The 19719-nt window shown below is 71.4% G+C and carries 18 protein-coding genes; 9 read left to right on the top strand and 9 right to left on the bottom strand.

What is annotated here, in order from left to right:
- Positions 1-155 precede the first annotated feature (155 nt).
- The 3 genes from ACIBVL_RS01105 to ACIBVL_RS01095 form a co-directional block, all read right to left on the bottom strand.
- A complete protein-coding gene (locus ACIBVL_RS01105) occupies positions 156-1643 on the bottom strand; it encodes a glutamate synthase subunit beta (protein WP_399089744.1) in 1488 nt (495 codons plus the stop codon).
- A gap of 104 nt (positions 1644-1747) precedes the next feature.
- Complete coding sequence (locus ACIBVL_RS01100) at positions 1748-2227, bottom strand: DUF1772 domain-containing protein (RefSeq protein WP_399089741.1); 480 nt, start codon at positions 2225-2227, stop codon at positions 1748-1750.
- 7 nt (positions 2228-2234) lie between these two features.
- Positions 2235-3008: a DUF2293 domain-containing protein gene (locus ACIBVL_RS01095; RefSeq protein WP_399089738.1), complete on the bottom strand. Its 774-nt coding sequence runs from the start codon at positions 3006-3008 to the stop codon at positions 2235-2237.
- 163 nt (positions 3009-3171) lie between these two features.
- Between ACIBVL_RS01095 and ACIBVL_RS01090 the strand changes: the two genes are divergently transcribed.
- On the top strand, positions 3172-3804 hold the full coding sequence (locus ACIBVL_RS01090) for a uridine kinase (protein WP_399089735.1): 633 nt from the start codon (positions 3172-3174) through the stop codon (positions 3802-3804).
- A gap of 121 nt (positions 3805-3925) precedes the next feature.
- On the opposite strand, the gene corA is transcribed toward ACIBVL_RS01090, so the two are convergent.
- The gene (corA, locus tag ACIBVL_RS01085) at positions 3926-5053 is read right to left on the bottom strand and encodes a magnesium/cobalt transporter CorA (RefSeq protein WP_399089732.1); all 1128 of its coding nucleotides are present in this window, start codon (positions 5051-5053) and stop codon (positions 3926-3928) included.
- 211 nt (positions 5054-5264) lie between these two features.
- Between corA and ACIBVL_RS01080 the strand changes: the two genes are divergently transcribed.
- Positions 5265-6059, top strand: a complete 795-nt coding sequence (locus ACIBVL_RS01080) for a methyltransferase domain-containing protein (RefSeq protein ID WP_399089729.1) — start codon at positions 5265-5267, stop codon at positions 6057-6059.
- A gap of 60 nt (positions 6060-6119) precedes the next feature.
- On the opposite strand, the gene ACIBVL_RS01075 is transcribed toward ACIBVL_RS01080, so the two are convergent.
- From ACIBVL_RS01075 to ACIBVL_RS01060, 4 genes are all read right to left on the bottom strand, one after another.
- On the bottom strand, positions 6120-7076 hold the full coding sequence (locus ACIBVL_RS01075; protein ID WP_399089726.1) for a carbohydrate kinase family protein: 957 nt from the start codon (positions 7074-7076) through the stop codon (positions 6120-6122).
- 38 nt (positions 7077-7114) lie between these two features.
- Positions 7115-8020 (bottom strand): pseudouridine-5'-phosphate glycosidase, encoded by a 906-nt coding sequence (locus ACIBVL_RS01070; RefSeq protein WP_399089723.1) that lies wholly within the window; start codon positions 8018-8020, stop codon positions 7115-7117.
- Between the two features lie 122 nt (positions 8021-8142).
- Complete coding sequence (locus tag ACIBVL_RS01065; protein ID WP_399089720.1) at positions 8143-8697, bottom strand: methylated-DNA--[protein]-cysteine S-methyltransferase; 555 nt, start codon at positions 8695-8697, stop codon at positions 8143-8145.
- A gap of 35 nt (positions 8698-8732) precedes the next feature.
- Positions 8733-9605, bottom strand: a complete 873-nt coding sequence (locus ACIBVL_RS01060; protein ID WP_399089717.1) for a glycerophosphodiester phosphodiesterase — start codon at positions 9603-9605, stop codon at positions 8733-8735.
- Positions 9606-9885: 280 nt separating this feature from the next.
- Between ACIBVL_RS01060 and ACIBVL_RS01055 the strand changes: the two genes are divergently transcribed.
- The 6 genes from ACIBVL_RS01055 (at position 9886) to ACIBVL_RS01030 (ending at position 17541) form a co-directional block, all read left to right on the top strand.
- Positions 9886-10752 carry an MHYT domain-containing protein gene (locus ACIBVL_RS01055; RefSeq protein ID WP_399089715.1) on the top strand — a complete coding sequence of 289 codons (867 nt, stop codon included), beginning with the start codon at positions 9886-9888 and terminating at the stop codon, positions 10750-10752.
- A 143-nt stretch (positions 10753-10895) separates the two neighbouring features.
- Complete coding sequence (gene uvrB / locus ACIBVL_RS01050; protein WP_399089712.1) at positions 10896-13040, top strand: excinuclease ABC subunit UvrB; 2145 nt, start codon at positions 10896-10898, stop codon at positions 13038-13040.
- Positions 13041-13200: 160 nt separating this feature from the next.
- Entirely contained in the window at positions 13201-13779 is a 579-nt protein-coding gene (locus tag ACIBVL_RS01045) for a TerD family protein (RefSeq protein WP_399089709.1), read from the top strand.
- 54 nt (positions 13780-13833) lie between these two features.
- Complete coding sequence (locus ACIBVL_RS01040; RefSeq protein ID WP_399089706.1) at positions 13834-15876, top strand: TerD family protein; 2043 nt, start codon at positions 13834-13836, stop codon at positions 15874-15876.
- A gap of 222 nt (positions 15877-16098) precedes the next feature.
- Positions 16099-17100, top strand: a complete 1002-nt coding sequence (locus ACIBVL_RS01035) for a TerC family protein (protein ID WP_399089703.1) — start codon at positions 16099-16101, stop codon at positions 17098-17100.
- Positions 17101-17226: 126 nt separating this feature from the next.
- Complete coding sequence (locus ACIBVL_RS01030) at positions 17227-17541, top strand: hypothetical protein (protein ID WP_399089700.1); 315 nt, start codon at positions 17227-17229, stop codon at positions 17539-17541.
- A gap of 249 nt (positions 17542-17790) precedes the next feature.
- On the opposite strand, the gene ACIBVL_RS01025 is transcribed toward ACIBVL_RS01030, so the two are convergent.
- Positions 17791-19062 carry an MFS transporter gene (locus tag ACIBVL_RS01025; RefSeq protein ID WP_399089697.1) on the bottom strand — a complete coding sequence of 424 codons (1272 nt, stop codon included), beginning with the start codon at positions 19060-19062 and terminating at the stop codon, positions 17791-17793.
- Between the two features lie 177 nt (positions 19063-19239).
- On the opposite strand from ACIBVL_RS01025, the gene aroQ reads away from it, so the two are divergent.
- On the top strand, positions 19240-19713 hold the full coding sequence (gene aroQ / locus ACIBVL_RS01020; protein ID WP_399089694.1) for a type II 3-dehydroquinate dehydratase: 474 nt from the start codon (positions 19240-19242) through the stop codon (positions 19711-19713).
- Positions 19714-19719: the final 6 nt, after the last annotated feature.

Below are 19719 nucleotides of genomic sequence, written 5' to 3'. Positions count from 1 at the left end.
GCTGTCCTGCCCTGATGCGGACAGGGCGACAGCACACCTCCTGCCTTCGATGGTCCCACCGCTGTCCGGATCCCTGTAGCCCACAAGCCACTTTTCGGGCAGATGGACAGATGGGGGGAAACCGCTCACGGTGCGGTCGTACGGCGGCGTCGGCGCTAGACGCTCATGGGGCGGTCGTACGGCGATATCGGCGCCGGCAGCCGAGAGCTGCCCGACAGATGGCGGTCGACGGCCGCCGCCACCGCACGCCCCTCCGCGATCGCCCACACGATGAGCGACTGCCCGCGTGCCGCGTCCCCCGCGGCGAACACGCCGGGGACGTTCGTCGCGAAGCCGCCGTCCCGGGCGATCGTGCCGCGCGGGGCCAGCGTCAGCCCCAGTTGGTCCACGAGCCCGTCCTCCCGGTCGGGCCCGGAGAAACCGAGTGCCAGCAGCACCATGTCCACGGGCAGCGCCCGCCCGCTGCCCGCCACCGGCCGGCGCTGGGCGTCGACCTCGACGAGGTGCAGGGACCGTATGTGCCCGTCCCCGTCGCCGGTGAAGCGGAGCGTGGAGGCGGCGAACAGGCGCGCGTCCGCGTCGGCCGCCGGCGCGCTGCGAAGGTCGCGCGCCTCCTCGTGCGCGGCCGACAGCCGGTAGATCTTCGGGTACGTCGGCCAGGGGTCGCTGTCCTCGTCACGGTCCACACCGGGCTGGGCGTAGATGTCCAGCTGGGTCACGGAGGCCGCACCCTCCCGGACCGCCGTCCCCAGGCAGTCCGCCCCGGTGTCGCCGCCGCCGACGATCACGACGTGCTTGCCGGCGGCGGACATCGGCGAGACCTCCAGATCGCCCTCGCACACCCGGTTGGCGAGCGGCAGGTACTCCATCGCCTGGTGAATCCCGGCCAACTCCCGTCCTGGCACGGGAAGCTCCCGCCAGGCCGTCGCCCCGGTGGCGATCACCACGGCGTCGTAGCGCGCCCGCAACTCCGCGGCGTCGATGTCCCGGCCGACCGCCGTCCCCGTACGGAAACGGGTCCCCTCGGCGCTCATCTGCTCGATCCGCCGCTCCAGATGGTGCTTCTCCATCTTGAACTCGGGGATGCCGTACCGCATCAGACCGCCGATCCGGTCGTCCTTCTCGTACACGGCGACCGTGTGCCCGGCCCGGGTCAGCTGCTGGGCGGCGGCCAGCCCGGTGGGTCCGGAACCGATCACCGCCACCGTCTTCCCCGAGAGCCGGTCCGGCGGCCGCGGCGGCGCGAACCCGTCCGCCCAGGCCCGGTCGGCGATCGCCGCCTCGACGTTCTTGATGGTGACGGCGGGCTGGTTGATGGCGAGCACGCACCCCGCCTCGCACGGCGCCGGGCACAACCGCCCCGTGAACTCGGGAAAGTTGTTCGTCGCGTGCAGCCGGTCGCTCGCCGCCCGCCAGTCCTCCCGCGACACCAGGTCGTTCCACTCCGGAATCAGATTGCCGAGCGGACAGGCGTCGTGGCAGAAGGGAATGCCGCAGTCCATGCAGCGGTCGGCCTGCTTGCTGATGATGGGCAGCAGCGCCCCGGGGACGTAGACCTCGTCCCAGTCCCGGACCCGTTCCTCGACCGGCCTGCGCGGCCAGTCCTGGCGGGGTGTCGTCATGAATCCCTTGGGATCGGCCATGGGCGTCTTCCTTGCGTACGCGTGGTACAGGCCGAGCGTCATCGGGCGGCACTCTTGCGGCCACGATACGTCCCGTCGGCCACCCGTGCAGAGAGCCCGGAGAGTCAGACAAGGGCCAAGGCGTACATGACGGCTGCCGCCGCCGACGCCACGGCCCGAACGTGGTTCCACCGCGTCCACTCGCGCACATACGTCGGCCAGTACGTCACCGCCTCCGGCGTACCCGGCTCCAGCTTCATCAGGGCCTCGTTGCGCGGCACGTTCGCCACCACGGTGACCCCGAACGCGCCGGCCAGATAGACCCCGCTGCCCAGCAGCAGCGCGACCGTCCCCGCGCCCGGCCACAGCACGAACGTCACCACCGCGATCACCGCGCACAGGCCCGCCGCACCGAGGAACAGGACCATGAACGCCGGCGTCGTCGCCGAGGAGTTGATCGCGTTCATCGCGGCGATCCCCTGCGCGGGCGGCAGCGCGGCGAGCCCCCGCACGACCAGGACCGAGAAAGCGCAGAACACGCCCGCCATCAGCGCCGTCGCCAGGGCGCCCAGCACCGCGAGCAACAGATACGGTCCCTCGATCATGCCAGCGTCAACTCCCCGTGTCGTGCGAAGATCCTGCCCTGTGCCGGTCCGTCACCTCAAGTGAAAACCCGTACGTGACCGGTGACGACGGTCGAGGGTCCCACCCCGCCCGCCACTGCCTCATCCGTCCCTCCACCGCCGCCGCGATCCGCCGTCTCGCCTCCCTCCGCGGCACGCCGCTCATCAGCAGACCGTCGTACGGCGTGTCCACATGCCGTACGGACGCCACGACCGCCGACACCACCGCGACCTCGGACAACGCCCGTCCGGCGGCGCTGCGGCCCACCCGCCCGCTGCCCCGCACCGAGGCGTGCGCGGCGATCTCCCGGGCCCGGTCCGCCGGGCAGCCGGGGAACAGACGCAGGATCTCCGCCGCGAACGCCTCCGCGAACCGCGCGTCCTGCACCGCCCGCCGCCGCGCGTCCCGCTCCCGGCGGCGCCGGCGCGCCTCGGCGTCCGCCAGACACCGCTCCTCGGCCCGGGCGAGCCCCGCCTCCTCGACCAGGACGCCCTGCCGCTCGTAACGCCCCTTGCGCCGGTTGAACCGCACCACCACCGCCGACAGCCCGCTCTCCTCCCGAGACCTGCGGGTCAGCGCCGTGTCGCCGCGCGGCAGGAACACCAGGTGCCCCAGGTCCGCACAGTCCAGACAGCGGGGCCCGCCGTCCTCCATGACCAGCATCGGCTGCGGTCCCCGACGGCACCCGGCGCAGTGCTTCCGTCGGAGCGGCTGCACCACGAGGAATCCGGCGTGCGGCGGGGAGGGTGCGGGAGCTGCCATGGAGGCTTCATTCCCGCTGGTGGGCGCGGTGGCACATGGTCACCCGGAACAGTTCGCCGCCCCTTCGCGGTGTCCCGGCTCCGTGCGGCCTCGGTGCCCGACGGCCCTCCGCCGTGCCCTGACCCCCACGCGGCAGGGCCCGCGCCTGGCGCATGATGGCCGTGTGCGACTCGAAGCGATCACCTGGGAACGGCTCGGCGACCTCCTCGCCGATCGGCTGCTCGACCTGAAGCCGGACGACGCCGGTCCCTGGCCCCGCATCGCCTTCGACGGCGCTCCCGCCGCCCGCCCCGGAGACCTCGCCGAACGCGTCGCCGAAGCGCTGCGCGTACGCGGCCGAGCATCCCGTGTCGTCGACGCGCACGGCTTCCTGCGCCCCGCCTCCCTCCGTCTGGAATACGGCCATCACGACGTCGAGGCCTACTACGACGGCTGGTTCGACACCGGCGCCCTCTGGCGCGAGGTCTTCGGCCCCCTCGAACCAGACGGCGACGGGCGGATCCTGCCCGACTTCTGGGACCCGGACACCGACCGCGCCACCCGCAGCCCCTACGTCCAACTCCCTCCCGGCGGCTTCCTGTTGCTGCACGGCCCCCTCCTGCTGCGGCACTGGTTCCCCTTCGACCTCACCGTCCACGTCCAGCTCTCCCCGGCTGCTCTGCGCCGCCGTACCCCGGAGGCCGACCAGTGGACGCTGCCCGCCTTCGACAGCTACGCGCGGGACACCGACCCGGCTGCCACGGCCGACGTCCTCGTCCGTGCGGACGATCCGCGCCATCCAGCGTGGCACGGCTGAACCGGACCGAAGGCGACCACCGAGGCAGATCGCCTCCCGGGCCGAGAGCGTCCACGCCGGAATCGGTCCTGCCCGGCACCGACGCCGGTCGTGTCGGCGCTCGGGGCCGGGTCGCGCGCCGTCAGAGCCAGCCGTTGCGCCGGAAGCCGCGGTACAGCACCCCGCAGGCCACCGATATCACGCCGAGGATCAGCGGATAGCCGAACGTCCAGTGCAGCTCCGGCATGTACTCGAAGTTCATGCCGTACACCCCGCAGACCATCGTCGGCACCGCGATCACCGCGGCCCAGGCGGTGATCTTCCGCATGTCCTCGTTCTGAGCGACCGTGACCTGCGCCAGATGCGCCTGAAGAATCGAGTTCAGCAGTTCGTCGAAGGCGGCGATCTGCTCCGTGGCCCGCAGCAGGTGGTCCGAGACATCCCGGAAGTACGCCTGTATCTCCGGCTCGACCACCCGCACCGGCCGGTCGGCGAGATCCAGGAGCGGGCGCTTCAGCGGTACCACCGCCCGCTTGAGCTCCAGCAGTTCCCGCTTGAGCTGGTAGATGCGTCCCGGGTCGGTCCGCGCGCCGTTCTCCGCGAAGACATCCGCCTCGACCTGGTCGATGTCCGCCTGGACGGCGTCGATGACGTTGAGATAGTCGTCGACCACGTGGTCCGCGACGGCGTGCAGCACCGCGGACGGCCCCTTGCCGAGCTGGGCGGGATCGGACTCCAGCTCCTCACGCAGCGGGCCCAGCGAGCCGTGCCGCCCGTGCCGTACCGTGATCACGAAGTCCTCGCCGACGAACACCATGATCTCGCCGGTGTCGACCACCTCGCTCGTCGCCGTCAGCTGCTCGTGCTCGATGTAGCAGACCGTCTTGAACACAGCGAACAGCGTCTCGCCGTACCGCTCGACCTTCGGGCGCTGATGGGCTTCGACGGCGTCCTCCACCGCCAGCGGATGCAGGTCGAAGAGCTCGGCGATCCCCGCGAACTCGTCGTTCGTCGGCTCGTGCAGACCGAGCCAGACGAAGCCGTGGCCGCTCTTGCGCACCTGCTCCACCGTGTCGACCAGATCCTCGCCGACCGGGGCCCGCAGTCCGTCCCGGTACGTCACGCAGTTGACCACCGAGGAGCCCAGCGGGGAGCGCGCGGGGTGACTCAGGTCGACCCGGGCACGCCGCCGGGCCAACCGCCCCACCTTCCGCAGGCCGCCGACCCTTCCGAGGCCGGTGACCTTCCGCAGATTCCCCGCCATGGTCATCTGGGTCTCCTTGCGTGGATCTCCTCGCGCCGCGCCTGTGCGCCTGACGAGCCAGTCTGCCAGGCCCGGGTATGCCGTGGGTAAGCCTGTGGAAAGGGTCGGTTCCGCTTTGTTCCCGCCTGTGGACAACGTGACTTCGGGCCCTCGGTGACACGCATTTACGGCGGTGTCGACCGCCTCCGGCAAGCTGGACAACTGGGATGATCAGCACATGACGCGAACCGACCGGTACCTCCTCGACAACCGGCAGGCCGAGGCGGGGGAACGCTTCGACGCCTTCGCCGCCCTCTTCGACCCCACGACCTTCCGCCACCTCGAAGGGTTCGGCGTCGGCCCCGGCTGGCGCTGCTGGGAGGTGGGAGCGGGCGGCACCTCCGTCGTCACCTGGCTGGCCAAGAAGGTCGGTCCCACGGGCATGGTCCTCGCGACCGACATCGACACCTCCCGGCTGACCCCGGCCGCCCGTCCGCCGGTCCAGGTGCGCGTCCACGACGTCGGCGCCGAGGAGCCGCCCGCAGAGGGCTTCGACCTGGTGCACGCGCGGCTCGTCCTCGTCCATGTCCCGGACCGGGAGCGGGCGTTGCGCTCGATGATCCAGGCACTTCGCCCCGGCGGACGTCTCCTCGTAGAGGACGCCGACCCGGCGCTGCAGCCCCTCCTGTGCCCCGACGAGCACGGCCCCGAGCAGCAGCTGGCGAACCGACTGCGGCACGGCTTCCGCAAGCTGCTCGCCGACCGGGGGGCCGACCTCTCCTACGGCCGTAAACTTCCGCGGCTGCTCCGCGAGGCCGGGCTGCGCCGTGTCGAGGCCGACGCCTACTTCCCGGTCACCTCACCGGCCTGCGCGACCCTGGAGTCGGCGACGGTCCGCCAGATCCGCGGCGAACTCGTCACCGCCGGCCTCGCGACCGACGAGGACATCGACCGCCACCTGGCCAACATCGCCTCCGGCACCATGGACCTGGCCACGGCACCGATGATCTCGGCGTGGGGGCGGAAGGGGTAGGGGGCGGCGGCCCGGTGGACACCGGATCGGGGGGGACGACGCCTGCCCCGGGCGACGCCCTCAGCCGGCGCGGACCGAGTCCGCGGTCGTCGGCGTCGACCCGTCGCCGAGCGCGGGTGGCCGACCCCCCACGCGCTCCACGGCTCGAGCGCCCGCCCTGCATCCCTCTGACGCCGCGGCCCCGGGCTCCGCGCCGGTGAGCAGGGCGGCGAGGAAGGCGCCCGTGAAGGCGTCGCCGGCGCCCGTGGTGTCCCGGGGCGTCGCCGGGACGGCGGGCGCGCGGGACAGGACGACGCCGTTCCGCGCGACAAGAGCGCCCAGCGCGCCCTGCTTGGCCACCACGAGCGGGACCCGGCGGCTCAGTTCGGCCGCCGCGGCCACGCCGTCGGGCAACCCGGTCAGCAGACACGCCTCGTCACGGCTGGGCAGCAGCACGTCCACCCCCTCGACGAGGGCCAGGAAACGGTCGGCGCCCAGGTCCGCGAGGAAGCCGGCCGACGCCGGATCGAGGCTCACCGGCACCCCACGCGCGCGTGCGGCCGTCACCGCCGTACGCACCAGGGCGCGTCCGGACTCGGAGAACAGCAGGTAGCCCGACAGGTGCAGGCGGCCGACCCCGACCAGGAGCGCGTCCGACCAGTCGTCGGGTTCGAGCCGCAGCGAGGCGCCGCTGTCCGTGAGGAACGTCCGCTCGGCCGCGGCATCCGCGTCGACCAGACAGATCACCGTCCCGGTCGGGGCCCCCGGATCGACGACGAGCCGCGGCCGCACGCCACAGGCGGTCAGCTCCCGTTCGTGCCAGGCCGCCGCGTCCGCACCCACCCGGCCGAGCAGCCGTACGTCCGCACAGCCCCAATGAGCCGCCCAGCACGCCACGTTGGCGCCCGCGCCACCCGGCAGGGTCCGGATTTCGGCGGCCGTGTCCGTCCCCGACGCCAGCGGCCCCCGGTGCCGTGCGACGACGTCCGTCACCACGTCCCCGACGACCAGCAGCGCCCCGCCCGACGGAACCCCCACCCCCGTCACCTCGGGTGCCGCCTCGCCCCGAGGATCGGTCACACTCCGGCCCACGCCGCCGCGATCCGTGCCGCCAGCCGTACATTGCCGCGCACCGCCGCCAGATTGGCGCTCAAGGACGCCCCGTCGGTGTGCCGGACGAGATAGTCCAGGAGGAAGGGTGTGACTCCCTGGCCGGTGACGCCCTCCTCCTCGCACGCGTGCAGTGCGTCGGCGAGCACGCGCGCGTGCAGTTCGGGATCCAGCTGCTCCGCCTCGGGCACCGGGTTGGCGACGATCAGGGCCGACTCCGGCCCGCCCAGCGCGTCCTGGGCCCGCATCACATCGGCCACCTGCGCGGGCGTCTCCAGCGTCCAGTCCACCGGATGCCCCGAGTCGGACAGGTAGAACCCGGGGAAGCGGTCCGTGCCGTACCCGGCGATGGCCACGCCGAGCGTCTCCAGCCGCTGCAGGGTCGCCGGGACGTCGAGGATCGACTTCACCCCCGCGCACACCACCGTGATCCGGGTACGCGCCAGCAACCCCAGGTCGGCGGACTCGTCCTGGGTCACCGTCCACTCCCGGTGCACGCCGCCGAGCCCGCCCGTCGCGAACACCCGCACGCCCGCCAGTGCCGCCAGCAGCGCCGTCGCCGACACGGTGGTCGCTCCGCTCGCCCCGGAGGCCACCGCGAGCGGCAGGTCGCGATGGCCCAGCTTGCGGATCCCGTCCTCGTTGGCGACCCGCTCCAACTGCTCCTTGTCCAGACCGACATGCGGCCGTCCGTCCAGCACGGCGATCGTCGCCGGGACGGCACCCTCCGCGCGGACGACAGCCTCCAGCTCCAGCGCAACCTGGAGGTTGCGCGGACGCGGCAGCCCGTGCGCGATGATCGTGGACTCCAGGGCCACCACGGGTTGACGCGCGTCGACCGCCTCCCGCACCTCTTCCGACACCAGCACCATGCGCCTGTCTCCTGTCCTCGGGTCTTCCCTCATCTCTGGCGGGCACCGCGCCCGGCCAAACCCCGGCGGCCTGTGGTGGACGCCACCGGCGCGCGACGCATGGAGCACACCCGGACCCGACCTCAGAACAGCGGCTCGGGCAGTACCCCTTCCAGCGCGAGCAGCTTCCGCTTGGTCTCCAGACCGCCCCCGAACCCGCCGATACCACCGTCGCTCTCGACGACCCGGTGGCAGGGCACGACGACCGGCAGGGGATTGGCGCCCATCGCCGTCCCGACCGCCTGCGCCGCCCCCGGCTGCCCGACCCGCTTGGCCAGGTCGCCGTAGCCGACGACCGCGCCGAACGGCACGCCCGAGGCGAGTTCGCGCAGCACCTGGCGGTTGAAGCCCGAGATCAGCGACCAGTCCAGGGGCAGCTCGAAGTCACGCCGCTCACCCGCGAAGTAGGCGGCGACCTGCCGTGCCGCCTCGGCCAGCAGCGGGGAGTCCGGCGCCTCGACAGGCTCCGCGCCCAGTCTCTCCGCGAGCCTGCCGAGCGCCTTGTCGCGCACCGCGTCGGTGGCGTGGAACACGACGTTGACCAGGCCCTCGTGGGTGGCGGCCAGCAGCAGCGGACCGATGTCGGTGCCGACGACGGCCCACACGACCTGCTGCTCGCCCCGCCCATGGCTGTTCATGCGATCCACCGTACGGCCTGCCACCGACAACGGGGTCAGTACCGGTACAGGGCCCTGCGCACCACGTCGGGCCGGTTGGTGATGACACCGTCGACGCCGTACCCGGCGACGGTCCGCGCGGTGGAGACGTCGTCGACGGTCCAGGCGAAAACCCCCATCCGTTTGCCGTGCGGTCCCGTGAGCGCGTGCACGGCGTCGACGTAGCCCCGGGACAGGGCGGTGTGCGACGGGTTGACCAGGTCGGCGAAGCCCGCGTACCGGGCCAGGTCCGCCTGGGCCGGCGCGCCCAGCAGGCCGGTCCGCACCCCCGGCTTCAACTCGTGCACGGTGCGCAGAGTCTCGGCGCTGAAGCTCTGCACGATCAGCCGGCCGGTGAGATGCCACCGGTCGAGCCAGCCCTCGTTGCTCAGGAGCTTGAGGGTCTGCTGCTCGATCCCCGGATACAGCTCGGGGTTCTTGATCTCCAGGAGCAGCTTCTGGTGGTGGTGCTCCACCCGCTCGACGTACTGCTCGAGCGTCGGCACGCGCGCGCCCGCGTGCGCGGCACCGAACCAGCTTCCCGCGTCCAGCCGGGCGATCTCGGCCGCGGTGAAGTCCTTCACCTTCCAGGGCGCACGGTCGGGAAAGACCTCCTCGACGTCGGTCGTACGGCGAAGAGTGTCGTCGTGGATCACCACGAGCTCGCCGTCCCTGGTGCGCTGCACATCGTTCTCCACCCACGCCACGCCCAAGGCCGCGGCCTCGTCGACGGCCTTCAGGGTGTTCTCCGGGGCGAGCGCGGAGGCGCCCCGGTGACCGATGACCGCTGGCCGTGCGGCGATGCCCGCCCGGGCGTCGTGAACGGGCGTCAGAAGGGCGGCTGTGCCCAGAAGCGCGGTGGTCGTGGCGGCAACTGCGCGCGCGTGCATGCGTACTCCTCGCGTCGAGGTGATCACGTACAGCTCAACTGTGACAGCACAGAGTCAACGACGGAGCGGGCGCAGGATGACCACACGATGAAAGGAGACGCCCGAGCCCGCTCACTGCTGCCGCACATGTGGGGCAAGGACGTGTTTGTTTGCCGGAAAATCGTTCGACCATTCCGGTGGGGGTCATACTCTCTCTCAGCCTTGACCGCCTCGCGCGGTCCTGGGAGGGGCGCGTTTCAGGGAAATCCGGCAACAGGGCGGAAGGGCAGGGCAGCCGCGCATGCAAGGCACGGTCGACGGATTCAGCTACGGACTCGTCACACCGCTGGTGGCCTACCTCATGGCCTGCCTCGGCGGTGCCCTCGGCCTGCGCTGCGCCACCAGAGCCCTGCTCGTCGCCCAATCCTGGCGCCCCGGATGGCTCGCCCTCGGCTCGGCGGCGATCGGCTCCGGCATCTGGACCATGCACTTCATCGCCATGATGGGCTTCACGGTCGACGGGGCCCCGATCCACTACGACAAACCGACGACCTACGCCAGCCTCGGCGTCGCCGTCGTCATGGTGGGCGTGGGGATCTTCATAGTCGGCTACAGGGGCGCGACCGGCACCGCGCTGTTCACCGGCGGCACCGTCACCGGCCTGGGCATCGCGTCGATGCACTACCTCGGCATGGCCGGAATGCGGTTCAACGGCAAGCTGGAGTACAACACCGTCACCGTCGCCACCTCCGTCGCCATAGCGATGGCCGCCGCCACCGCCGCCCTGTGGGCCGCCGGCCGGGTCAGGGGCTTCTTGTGGAGCGTCGGCGCCAGCCTCGTCATGGGACTGGCCGTCACCGGCATGCACTACACCGGCATGGCCGCCCTGAGCGTCCACCTGCACGCCACCGGCACCCCGACCGAGGGCGACTCGCCCGCGACCCTCCTCGCGCCGATGCTGATCGGTCCCCTCGCCTTCCTCCTCCTCGCCGGCGTCGTCGTGATGTTCGACCCGCTGATGGTCATGGGCAAGCCGGACTGGGCCCCCGTCGAGCACAAGCCCGGCGTCCCGGCCCACCCGCCCGTGCGGCACTCCGCCCGCCGCACCGACCTGCGCACCCGCCGCAGAGTGCCCCACCGGGACTCCCGCACCCCGCAGAACCGCTGATTCGCGGCGCCCTGCGCACGCCTGAGGTCCCGGACCTGCACCCGCCCCGGGGCACCCGCGAGCCCCCTCCCGGGCCGGTGCTCCGCCCCGACGAAACCGCTGATCCGACCGCGTTGTCAGCGGGTGGTCGTACGGTTGATGGCATGCGGCCCGTTTCCCACATCGAACGCACGGTGGCGCCCTTCGAGGTCGTCAGCCCCTACCAACCCAGCGGCGACCAGCCGGCGGCCATCGCCGAGCTGGCCAAGCGCATCGAAGGCGGTGAGAAGGACGTCGTCCTCCTCGGCGCGACCGGCACCGGCAAGTCCGCCACCACCGCGTGGATGATCGAGAAGCTCCAGCGGCCCACCCTGGTGATGGCCCCGAACAAGACCCTGGCCGCCCAGCTGGCGAACGAGTTCCGGGAACTGCTGCCGAACAACGCGGTCGAGTACTTCGTCTCGTACTACGACTACTACCAGCCCGAGGCCTACGTCCCGCAGTCGGACACCTACATCGAGAAGGACTCCTCGATCAACGAGGAGGTCGAGCGCCTGCGCCACTCCGCGACCAACTCGCTGCTCACCCGGCGGGACGTCGTCGTGGTCGCCTCGGTCTCCTGCATCTACGGCCTCGGTACGCCGCAGGAGTACGTCGACCGGATGGTTTCCCTGAAGGTCGGCGAGGAGATCGACCGGGACGAGCTGCTGCGCCGCTTCGTGGACATCCAGTACACGCGCAACGACCTCGCGTTCACCCGCGGCACCTTCCGGGTGCGCGGCGACACCATCGAGATCTTCCCGGTGTACGAGGAGCTCGCCGTCCGCATCGAGATGTTCGGCGACGAGATCGAGGCCCTCTCCACGCTGCACCCCCTCACCGGCGAGATCATCAGCGACGACCAGCAGCTGTACGTCTTTCCGGCCTCCCACTACGTCGCCGGCCCCGAGCGCCTGGAGCGGGCCGTCAACGACATCGAGAAGGAGCTCGGCGAGCGGCTGGCCGAGCTGGAGAAGCAGGGCAAGCTGCTGGAGGCCCAGCGCCTGCGCATGCGCACCACGTACGACATCGAGATGCTCCGCCAGATCGGCAGCTGCTCCGGCGTGGAGAACTACTCGATGCACTTCGACGGCCGCTCGCCCGGCTCCCCGCCCAACACGCTGCTCGACTACTTCCCGGACGACTTCCTGCTCGTCATCGACGAGTCCCATGTCACGGTCCCCCAGATCGGCGCCATGTACGAGGGTGACGCCTCCCGCAAGCGCACCCTCGTCGACCACGGCTTCCGCCTGCCCTCCGCCCTCGACAACCGCCCGCTGAAGTGGGAGGAGTTCCAGGAGCGCATCGGGCAGACCGTCTACCTGTCGGCGACCCCGGGCAAGTACGAGCTCTCGCGCGGGGACGGCGTCGTCGAGCAGATCATCCGCCCCACCGGCCTCATCGACCCGGAGGTCGTCGTCAAGCCCACCGAGGGCCAGATCGACGATCTCGTGCACGAGATCCGCAAGCGCACCGAGAAGGACGAGCGCGTCCTGGTCACCACGCTCACCAAGAAGATGGCCGAGGACCTCACGGACTACTTCCTGGAGCTCGGCATCCAGGTGCGCTATCTGCACAGTGACGTCGACACCCTGCGCCGCATCGAGCTGCTGCGAGAGCTGCGGGCCGGCGAGTTCGACGTCCTGGTGGGCATCAACCTCCTGCGGGAGGGCCTCGACCTGCCCGAGGTGTCCCTGGTGGCGATCCTCGACGCCGACAAGGAGGGCTTCCTGCGCTCCGGCACCTCGCTGATCCAGACCATCGGCCGCGCCGCGCGCAACGTCTCCGGCCAGGTCCACATGTACGCCGACAAGATCACCCCGGGCATGGAGCGGGCCATCGAGGAGACCAACCGCCGCCGCGAGAAGCAGGTCGCCTACAACAAGGCGAACAACATCGACCCCCAGCCGCTCCGCAAGAAGATCAACGACATCGTCGCGCAGATCGCCCGGGAGGACGTCGACACCGAGCAGCTGCTCGGCACCGGCTATCGCGCGAAGAAGGACGGGCGGGGCACCAAGGCCCCGGTGCCCGCCCTCGGCGACAAGGCGGCCAAGGGCGCGAAGACCAGGTCCGCCAAGGGCAAGGCCAAGGAGACGGTCCCCACCGACCGCCCCGCGGCCGAACTCGCCGAGCAGATCGAGGAGATGACGCAGCGCATGCGGGCCGCCGCCGCGGACCTGCAGTTCGAGGTCGCCGCCCGACTGCGCGACGAGGTCTCCGAGATGAAGAAGGAACTGCGGCAGATGAAGGAGGCGGGTCTGGCCTGACGGGCCCGTGCGGTTCCTGTGCCCGGGCCGCGCACGCGCTGTGTTGCAAGACCGACACAAAGTGCGTGCCCGGGTACGGCACTGTCAGTGCCTTTGCGTAGGGTTTCCGGCAACCGCGGACTCCGCGGCAACAGGGGACAGTTCGAGAGGGGAATAAGCCGTGACCGTCAACATGACCAAGGGTCAGGCCATCAGTCTGCAGAAGAGCGACGGGGGCAGCCTGACCGCGGTGCGCATGGGTCTCGGCTGGCAGGCGGCCCCCCGGCGCGGTCTGTTCGGCTCCCGCACCCGGGAGATCGACCTCGACGCCTCCGCCGTTCTGTTCGCGGACAAGCAGCCCGTCGACGTCGTCTTCTTCCGTCACCTGGTGAGCGACGACGGCTCCGTCCGGCACACCGGTGACAACCTCGTCGGCGGCGTCGGCCAGGGAGGCGACGACGAGGCGATCCTCGTCGACCTGGCGCGCGTGCCGGTCCACATCGACCAGATCGTCTTCACCGTGAACTCCTTCACGGGCCAGACCTTCCAGGAGGTGCAGAACGCCTTCTGCCGTCTGGTCGACGAGACCAACGGTCAGGAGCTGGCGCGCTACACGCTCGCGGGCGGCGGCGCCTACACGGCCCAGATCATGGCCAAGGTGCACCGCTCGGGCGCCGGCTGGACGATGACGGCCCTCGGAACCCCGGCCAACGGCCGCACCTTCCAGGACCTGATGCCCACCGTTCTGCCGCTTCTCTAGCAGGACCCGGCCCGCGGACACGACAACACCACACGCGACACAGGGGGACAGGCGATGACGGCCGAGCTGGTGCGGGGGCAGAACCACCCGCTCTCCCAGGTCCGCCTCGAGATCAGGGTCTCGGCCGGCACGCCTGTCGTGGCCGCGGCCACGCTCAGCGACGAGAACGGCAAGGCGCAGGGCGTCGAGTGGGTGGCCCACCCGGGCTCCCCGACGCTGCCCGGCCTCGAGGTCTCCCGTCAGGCGGCCGCCGCCCACCGTCTGGCGGTGGACCTGGACGCCATGCCGGCGAGCGTGCACCGCGTGAACGTCCTGCTCTGCCTGCCCCCGGGCGACGGGGGAGGGCCGGTCAGCTTCGGTTCCATCGCCGCCCCGTCCGTCGCGGTCACCGGCCTCGACGGCACCGAGGTCGCCACGTACACCCTCACCGGCCTGGGCGCCGAGTCGGCTGTCGTCGCCCTGGAGCTCTACCGGCGCCAGGGCGCCTGGAAGGTCCGCGCCGTCGGCCAGGGTTACGCGGAGGGCCTCGCCGCGCTCCTGGCCGACCAGGGGCTGCCACAGGCCCACCAACTCGCGGCCGGCATCAACGAGGCAGTCGCCAGGGGCCTGGCCCGCTCGGTGCCGGCCCCGTCCGCCCGTACGGCCGACGGCGACCGCTCCCGGCAGACGGCGGCGTCCGCGCTCGGCCCGGACCAGAGCGGCTCTCCGTACGGCACGCAGGGCCCCCAGGCCGGGTCAGGGGCGGGCCACCCGGTGAATGCGTCGGCGGGTTCGACACCGGCCGGTTCCGCGCCGACGGGCGTACCGACGGGTTCCGCGCCGACGGACGCCTCCTCCACCCCCCAGCCCGCGCCGCCGACCCCGCCCGCCCCCGGCGGCCCGATCGACTACACCCACCCCGGCCGGCGGAACGCGGCTCCGCCGCCGCCCCCGCCCACCGCGCCCCCGGCCCAGCCCGGGCAGCCCGCCACGCCCGTCGCCGGTGACGCGACCGGCTGGTCCATGGAGGAGCGGCTCTACAACCAGGTCTGGGGCATGTTCGAGGACCTGGCCCGCACCACGGCCGCCTATCGCAGTGCCGTCGACTTCGCCGACACGCGCATGGAGAAGGAGCTCGACCAGGTCCTGTCCGACCCGCGCAGCAGGATCGGCGGCCAGGGCGACGCGGCCCGCGAGGCGGCCCAGGCCCGGCACAGCCACCTCGTGGACCAGGCCCGTGAGGCCCTGGAGCGGGACCTCGTCCAGCTCACCGCAGAGGCCGACGTCGTCGAACCGGCACTGCCCCCGGCGTACGCCCGCTGGGACAACCCCGTCTGGCACGCCTACCGCGTTCCGATGGAGATGCCCATGGCCCTGCGGCTGGGTGACCTCCACCTGCCCGAGAGCGACCCGTTGCGCATTCCGATGCTGGTCCGCCTCCCGCTCGAACGCGGACTGTGGATCGACAGCGGGAACAGGGAGTCGTCCGACGGGTTGTTCCTCGACTCCCACGAACTGCGGCACCTGGCGCTGGTCTCGGCCGTGGCGCACACCGCCCGGCTGCTGGCCGTGCATCCGGCGGACGAGTTCAGCGTGCACGTCCTCGACCCGGCCGGTTCCGGCGCGCACGCGCTCGCACCACTGGTCCGGGCGGGGGTGCTCGCGGCCCCGCCCGCCGTCGGCGCCGCAGGCGTGACGGACGTCCTGGGCCGGCTCACGGAGCGCGTGGACCTGGTGCAGATGGCGGTGCGCGGCGGCGCGGCAGACTCCCTCCCGCCCGGCTTCGACACCTCCCAGCAACTCCTGGTCGTCAACGACTTCCCGCACGGCTTCGACGACCGCGCGGTGAACCAGCTCCGCTATCTCGCGGACGAGGGGCCCTCCGTCGGCGTCCACCTGATGCTGGTGGCCGACCGGGAGGACGCCGCCGGTTACGGTCCGTTGCTGGACCCCCTGTGGCGTGGGCTGCTGCGGCTGACCGCAGTGCCGGACGACCACCTCGCGGACCCCTGGGTCGGGCACGCCTGGACGTACGAGGCGGCGCTCGTGCCCCCCGGCAGCGATGTGCTCCAGCAGGTGCTCACTAAGGTGGCGCAGGCTCGGACCAAGTCCAGGTAAAGCGCCTCTGAGCTGGCACTTTGACCCTTCTTTTGCCTCTCGCTTTACCTTTCCTTGGTGATTGGGGTACTGTTTTCCTCACGGAGGGGAGTACTCCCTGCTGCGGCGCACCCGTCAATACGGATCAGGCCTGATCCCGGGACGCCGGCCCGTTCCGGGTGGAAGAGACCTCCGGCAGCGCGACGACGCTGATTACCTGCCGTTACGACTGCCGGAGGCGCAGTGGATGTTTCCGTGAACCTGTGGGTTCTGACCATCGCGGGCCTAGCGGCCCTCATCGCGGTCGACTTCTTCATCGGCCGCAAGCCGCACGACGTGTCGATCAAGGAAGCCGGCATCTGGACCGTCGTCTGGATCGCCCTGGCCGGACTCTTCGGGCTCGGCCTGTTCGCCTTCGCCGGCGGACAGCCCGCCGGGGAGTTCTTCGCCGGCTTCATCACCGAGAAGTCGCTCAGCGTCGACAACCTCTTCGTCTTCGTCCTGATCATGGCGAAGTTCGCGGTCCCGTCGCAGTACCAGCAGCGGGTCCTGCTCATCGGCGTCCTCATAGCCCTGGTCCTGCGGGCGATCTTCATCGCCGCGGGCGCCGCGATCCTCGCCAGCTTCTCGTGGGTGTTCTTCCTCTTCGGCGCCTTCCTGATCTGGACCGCCTGGAAGCTCATCCAGGAGGCCCGCGCCGACGACGAGGACGAGGAGTTCGAGGAGAACAAGCTGCTCAAGGCCGCCGAACGCAGGTTCGGTGTCGCCGACCGCTACCACGGCACCAAGCTGTGGATCGAGCAGAACGGCAAGCGGGTCATGACCCCGATGCTGGTCGTCATGCTCGCGATCGGCACCACCGATGTGCTCTTCGCCCTCGACTCCATCCCCGCGATCTTCGGCCTCACCCAGGACCCGTACATCGTCTTCACGGCCAACGCCTTCGCGCTGATGGGCCTGAGGCAGCTGTACTTCCTCATCGGCGGCCTGCTGAAGAAGCTGGTCCACCTCAGCTACGGCCTGTCGATCATCCTGGGCTTCATCGGCGTCAAGCTGCTGCTGCACGCACTGCACGAGTCCGGGGTCCATGTCCCCGAGATCAGCATCCCGGTCTCGCTCGGCGTCATCTGCTCCGTCCTGATCGTCACCACGATCACCAGCCTGCGCGCCTCGAAGAAGCAGGCGGCGGCCGAGGCGGCGCAGACGGCGAGCGAAGGCGCTCCGAAGGACAGCATCCAGGCCTGACCACGGACGACGTAGGAACAACCACCCCCGGGAGCGGTGCGCGGCGGATTGCCGACCGCCGCTCCCGGTGCTTCCTTTGAGCATGGCGTTTCGGTCGCGGGACGCCGACCCGGGGGTGGAGGCACCATGAGCACACCACAGAGGTTCGTACAGATCATCAGCTTCGAGACCGACCGCATCGACGAGATGCGGGCGCTCGCCGAGGAGCGGGAGCAGGGCCTCGGGGAGGGCACCGACGGCCCCAGGCGCCGCCTCGTCCTCAAGGACAGGAGCCGGCCGGACCGCTACCTGGTCGTGGTCGAGTTCGACTCCTACGAGGAAGCCATGCGCAGCAGCGACTCCCCGGAGACGAGCAAGTTCGCGGAACGGATGGCCGGGCTGTGCACCACGCCCCCGGCCTTCACCGACTGCGACGTCGTGGACACCACCGAGTTCGGGTAACGGCGGCCGCGCACGGGCCGCAGGGGCCGGAATGCGAAGCCGCTACGGCTCCGCGACCATCGCTGCCTGCTCGCCCGCTCTCAGGTCGCTCACCACCCGGTGGACGTCCCTCGTCCCGGTCCTGGCCGCCGTGCACCACGCCGAGGTCGTCGCCCACCGGGTCGGTGAGCCCTTCGGCTCCCCCTCCTCGCACCCGAGGGCACCGGCGCCGCCCTGGAGATCCTGGCCGCGGCCCGTCCGCAGCAGGGGTCAGTCCAGGGCAGGCCGCGCGGCCGCCACCGGGACCGGCCGTGTCTCCGGCAGCAGCGCGAAGCAACCGAGGCTGAACAACGCGATCCCGGTGAGATAAGCACCCACACCCCACGGGACCCGCCCCGAGTGTTCGGCCAGCGCCGTCGCCGCGATCGGGGTGAGCGCGCCTCCGAGCACACCGCCGAGGTTGTAGCCGACCGCCGCGCCCGTACAGCGCACACGCGGCTCGTACAGCTCCGGCAGATAGGCCGCGATCACACCGAACATGGTCACGAACGCGATCAGCGCCCCCAGGAAGCCCAGGAACATCGGCAGCGGAGCACCGGTCGCCAGCAGCGCCACCATCGGGAGCATCCACAAAGCGGCCGCCGAGCACCCCACGAGACACAGCGGCCGACGACCGAAACGGTCGCCGAGCATCGCCGCCACGGGCGTCAGGGCGCCCTTCACCACCACCGCGCCCATGATGCAGGTCAGCATGACGATCCGGCTCACCCCGAGCCGCTCGGTCGCGTACGCCAGTGACCAGGTGGTCACGGCGTAGAAGATCGCGTACCCGACGGCGAGCGCGCCGGCGGTCAGCAGGACCAGCCGCCAGTGGTCGCGTACGACCTCCGCGAGCGGCACGCGCGCGTGGTCGCCGATCTCCAGGAAACGGGGGCTCTCTGGGAGCGCCGACCTGAGCCACAGGCCGAGCACCGCCAGCACCCCGGCCGCCCAGAACGGCACCCGCCACCCCCACCGAGTGAACTGCGCCTCCGTCAGCGTCGCCGACAGCACCAGCACCACCCCGTTGGCGAGCAGGAACCCGACCGCCGGACCGACCTGCGGAAAGCTCGACCACAGCCCGCGCCGCTCGGCGGGCGCGTGCTCCGCCGTGAGCAGCACCGCGCCGCCCCACTCCCCGCCGAGCCCCAGCCCCTGCAGGAAGCGCAGGCCGAGCAGCAGCAGGGGAGCGGCGACCCCGATCGTGTCGTATGCCGGCACACAGCCGACCGCGACGGTGGACACCCCGGTCAGCAGCAGCGAGAGGACAAGGACCGGCCGTCGCCCGCGCCGGTCCCCGAGATGCCCGAAGAGCACCGACCCCAGCGGCCGCGCCACGAAGCCCACGCCGAACGTCCCGAACGCGGCCAGCGTCCCCGCCAGCGGAGAGAAGGTCGGGAAGAACAGCGGCCCCAGGACCAGGGCGGCGGCGGTCCCGTAGACGAAGAAGTCGTAGAACTCGACGGCGGTCCCCGCGAGCGAGGCGGCGGCGAGCCGTGGCATGGAGGGCGCCCTTACGGTGCGTACGTCGTGCATGCCGCGTCAACTACCCACCGTGACAGTCGGTTACGGGGGCGCGCGGGGTGACGGCACGGTCAGCAGGTGGCCGGAGCGCGCCGGGTGATAAACCGGGTCTGAGCAGCGGTCCCGACGGACCGCCCCGAACGGACCGGAGGAACCGTGCCCCGCACCCTGGCCAACGCCCCGATCATGATCCTGAACGGCCCCAACCTGAACCTCCTGGGCCAGCGCCAGCCGGAGATCTACGGGTCCGACACGCTCGCCGACGTCGAGGCGATGTGTGTGAAGGCGGCAGCCGCGCACGGCGGCACGGTGGACTTCCGGCAGTCCAACCACGAGGGCCGGCTGGTCGACTGGATCCACGAGGCGCGCCTCAACCACTGCGGCATCGTGATCAACCCGGGCGCCTACTCGCACACGTCGGTCGCGATCCTGGACGCACTCAACACCTGCGACGGCCTGCCCGTGCTGGAGGTCCACATCTCCAACATCCACCAGCGCGAGACCTTCCGGCACCACTCGTACGTCTCCCTCCGCGCCGACGGTGTCATCGCGGGGTGCGGCGTGCAGGGATACGTCTTCGGGGTGGAGCGGGTGGCCGCGCTGGCGGGCGCCGGGAAGGCCGACGCGTAAGTAAGC

The organism is Streptomyces sp. NPDC049687 (assembly GCF_044465285.1).
Classification (GTDB): domain Bacteria; phylum Actinomycetota; class Actinomycetes; order Streptomycetales; family Streptomycetaceae; genus Streptomyces.
The sequence above is the reverse complement of the archived record's forward strand: the minus strand, read 5'-3'. Positions and strand labels throughout refer to the sequence as shown.

Coding starts and splice junctions, on each gene's coding strand:
- ACIBVL_RS01095 (WP_399089738.1), bottom strand. CDS start 3,008: ATGGCAGCTCCCGCACCCTCCCCGCCGCACGCCGGATTCCTCGTGGTG.
- ACIBVL_RS01080 (WP_399089729.1), top strand. CDS start 5,265: ATGACGCGAACCGACCGGTACCTCCTCGACAACCGGCAGGCCGAGGCG.
- ACIBVL_RS01030 (WP_399089700.1), top strand. CDS start 17,227: ATGAGCACACCACAGAGGTTCGTACAGATCATCAGCTTCGAGACCGAC.
- ACIBVL_RS01060 (WP_399089717.1), bottom strand. CDS start 9,605: ATGCACGCGCGCGCAGTTGCCGCCACGACCACCGCGCTTCTGGGCACA.
- ACIBVL_RS01055 (WP_399089715.1), top strand. CDS start 9,886: ATGCAAGGCACGGTCGACGGATTCAGCTACGGACTCGTCACACCGCTG.
- ACIBVL_RS01025 (WP_399089697.1), bottom strand. CDS start 19,062: ATGCCACGGCTCGCCGCCGCCTCGCTCGCGGGGACCGCCGTCGAGTTC.
- ACIBVL_RS01070 (WP_399089723.1), bottom strand. CDS start 8,020: ATGGTGCTGGTGTCGGAAGAGGTGCGGGAGGCGGTCGACGCGCGTCAA.
- ACIBVL_RS01105 (WP_399089744.1), bottom strand. CDS start 1,643: ATGGCCGATCCCAAGGGATTCATGACGACACCCCGCCAGGACTGGCCG.
- corA (WP_399089732.1), bottom strand. CDS start 5,053: ATGACCATGGCGGGGAATCTGCGGAAGGTCACCGGCCTCGGAAGGGTC.
- ACIBVL_RS01100 (WP_399089741.1), bottom strand. CDS start 2,227: ATGATCGAGGGACCGTATCTGTTGCTCGCGGTGCTGGGCGCCCTGGCG.
- ACIBVL_RS01065 (WP_399089720.1), bottom strand. CDS start 8,697: ATGAACAGCCATGGGCGGGGCGAGCAGCAGGTCGTGTGGGCCGTCGTC.
- uvrB (WP_399089712.1), top strand. CDS start 10,896: ATGCGGCCCGTTTCCCACATCGAACGCACGGTGGCGCCCTTCGAGGTC.
- ACIBVL_RS01040 (WP_399089706.1), top strand. CDS start 13,834: ATGACGGCCGAGCTGGTGCGGGGGCAGAACCACCCGCTCTCCCAGGTC.